This window comes from Campylobacter concisus (genome assembly GCF_001891085.1).
GTDB lineage: Bacteria > Campylobacterota > Campylobacteria > Campylobacterales > Campylobacteraceae > Campylobacter_A > Campylobacter_A concisus_O.
The window spans coordinates 1-2,764 of the sequence record NZ_JXUP01000014.1 but is presented as its reverse complement, the minus strand read 5'-3'; the positions used below and the strand labels follow the sequence as shown (position 1 = coordinate 2,764).

The following is a 2,764-nucleotide window of genomic DNA, read 5'->3' as shown; positions in this document are numbered from 1 at the left end:
CAAAATGGCAACTAATGAAACTAATTTTTCATGTTTATCCTTTTTAAAAATAAGTATTTGGTTCAGATACTCCTAACAACATAACAGTAGACAATACAAAGATAACATCTGTACATAGTGGAGTTGGAAACGATAATGTTGATGCTAAGAATGGGGCTGAATTAGTAGAAATTTTTGGTGGTTCTGGAAATGATGATATAACCGTAAATAATTCTACGGTAAGTGGACGAGCTATCAAGAATGATGAAGGAAGGATAATTAGATACGAAGCTATCAAAGGTGGTGATGGCGTAGATACAATCTCTATACAGAATGAATCCAAGGTAAGAGGTAATATATATGGCAATGCTGGAAAAGATAATTTATCCTTAGAAGGCGGTGCGAAAGTATATGGAGCAATATATGGCGATACAAAGACAATGAATGATATATATGAAATGGATGAACAAGCAAAGCACGGCAAGCATATAAATATAATCGACAAAGGTGCCGATGCCGATACTATAACTTTAAGCGGTGCGGGAACCAGTGCGAAGAATATATTTGCCGGAGACGGCGATGATAAGATCGTGGTAAAAGATGGCGCAAAAGTAACAGGAGAAGTAAGGGGCGACGAAGGCGATGATAAAATAACCGTATCTGACAACCAAACATACGTTAGCGGTATAAACGGTAGAGGCGGCGACGATACTATCCTAGTAGAAAAGGGCGCAAGCGTAGACGGTATAGTCGGAAGATGGGGTAATGATGATATAACCATAACTGGAAAGGGTACTACGGTAAAAGAATATATTCACGGCGACGACGGTAACGATACGATTAAAGTTTTGGACGGTGCCGTCGTTAAGGGCGATATTGAAAATAATACTGAAGGTAAGATCGGCAGCATTGAAGGCAATGCTGGTAACGATATTATAGAAATCGATGGAGGAGTTAACAAAGAAGGTTATGTTGGCGGTAAAATTATTAGTGGAGACGGCGATGATATCGTTACGATAAGGAATACAAATCTAGACAAAGTCGACGATAACTACTACAATAAAAACGTCAAGGTCGATACTGGAACTGGCAACGATACTGTAAATTTATATAACGTTACTGTAAACGATACTAATATCTGGACGAAAGAGGGCAACGATACTATAAATGCTACTGATACTACATTTAAAACAACGCAAGGAACCGGAATAGGAACTGGAAGCGGTAATGACGTTATAAATATAAATTCAGGGTCTAATTTCGAAAGCGGTACGCATATAAGTGCAGGCGAAGGTAACGATATTATAAATATAAATTCTGGAGCCAATTTAAACGGCGGTCACGTTTATGGATATGAAGGAAACGATACTATAAATATAAATTCTGGAGCTACTTTGACGAACTCTTCAGTGCGAGGCAATGAGGGCAATGATACTATAAGTATAAGTGGCGGAGCTACTATAAATAATTCAGGTAGCATAGCTATAAACGGAGATGAAGGCAATGATACTTTAGTTTTGAAAAACGGAGCTTCTGCTGGATTTAATAACTTAAATTTTGAAAACAAAGTATCTATAACTCATACAAACGGAGACGTAAATATAACCAATATGGAAGGCGATAAAACCGTGGATCTATCCCAGTTATCTGCTATAACGGATAAAAACGTAAAATCGGTAGATATGACGAGTATAAACGGCGCAAAACTAAACATTACTGCACAAGACGTGCTAGATATCAATAAAACTACCGGCAATACTCTTACCGTAAAAGGCGGTAGCGACGATACCGTTCATAAGACGGATACGTCTTCATGGCAAAACAATAATGACGGAACGTATTCTACGACCGTAAATGGCGAAACGGTAAGTATTAAAATAGAAAATAACGTTATATCGGATTTATAATATCTTATTTAAAACCCAAGAATTTCTTGGGTTTTTTATTTAAATAATTTTATTTGTAGTTTTTGATTTTTACCCTTTGGCGAGCCATAGAAATAAGCAAGAATATTAATTAATCTTTTTTAAAAGACATTCACTAAAAATATGTAAATTAAAAAATTATTGATGTTTTTAAATTTTTGATTATAAATTTATAGTATTTATAATAGTTAGTATAACTGGGATGTGTTTTTACTATTAGATTAAAAAGAAAAAGCCATAAGATTAGTAAATAAAAATGCACAGAACGCAGTCATAACATGATTTTAGAAGTTAAAGATGATACGCTAGTACTTTAAATTATATAAAGTTGATTTAATTCCAAGGAAAAAGTCTTTGGGTTAATCTTTTTGTATAACTAAAATCTTATAAAATTTTTTATCTTTTCTATTTGTTATAAATCTACGAAATTATATTAAACAACCTGTTTTAAAGCTATTTCGCCTATTTTTTATATATTATAAAAATCTCACACTGTACCCCAGTACAATAGACATATACTTCTAAAATTTATATAATTCATTCAAAATTTCAAATACTATAAACAATAAGGAGAATGTGATGGCTAAAGAAGCTGGAGTAGTTAAAAGTGTAACTGGGGGAAGCGTAAGAGCTATTAATGATGCAACTGGTGAAGTAAGACATCTTAGCGTTGGAGACATCGTCTATCAAAACGAAAAGATAGTCACAGATAGTGCTGACTCTAAAGTAACAATAACTCAAACTGATGGTAAAGATATAACTTTAATAGGTAAAGATACTCTAACTCTAGATCAAGACTCTAACAATAACGAAACAGTAGCTGATATCTCAGCTTTACAACAAGCCATCTTAAAAGGAAC

Annotated in this window: 2 protein-coding genes; both read left to right on the top strand. The window is 34.1% G+C overall.

Annotated features, from left to right (window positions below; translation table 11 throughout):
• Window positions 1–419: 419 nt before the first annotated feature.
• Entirely contained in the window at window positions 420–1,886 is a 1,467-nt protein-coding gene (locus TH67_RS10070; RefSeq protein ID WP_072595449.1) for a hypothetical protein, read from the top strand.
• 597 nt (window positions 1,887–2,483) lie between these two features.
• Window positions 2,484–2,764 (top strand): hypothetical protein (locus TH67_RS10065; protein ID WP_180371761.1); only part of this gene is annotated, 281 nt, incomplete at its 3' end.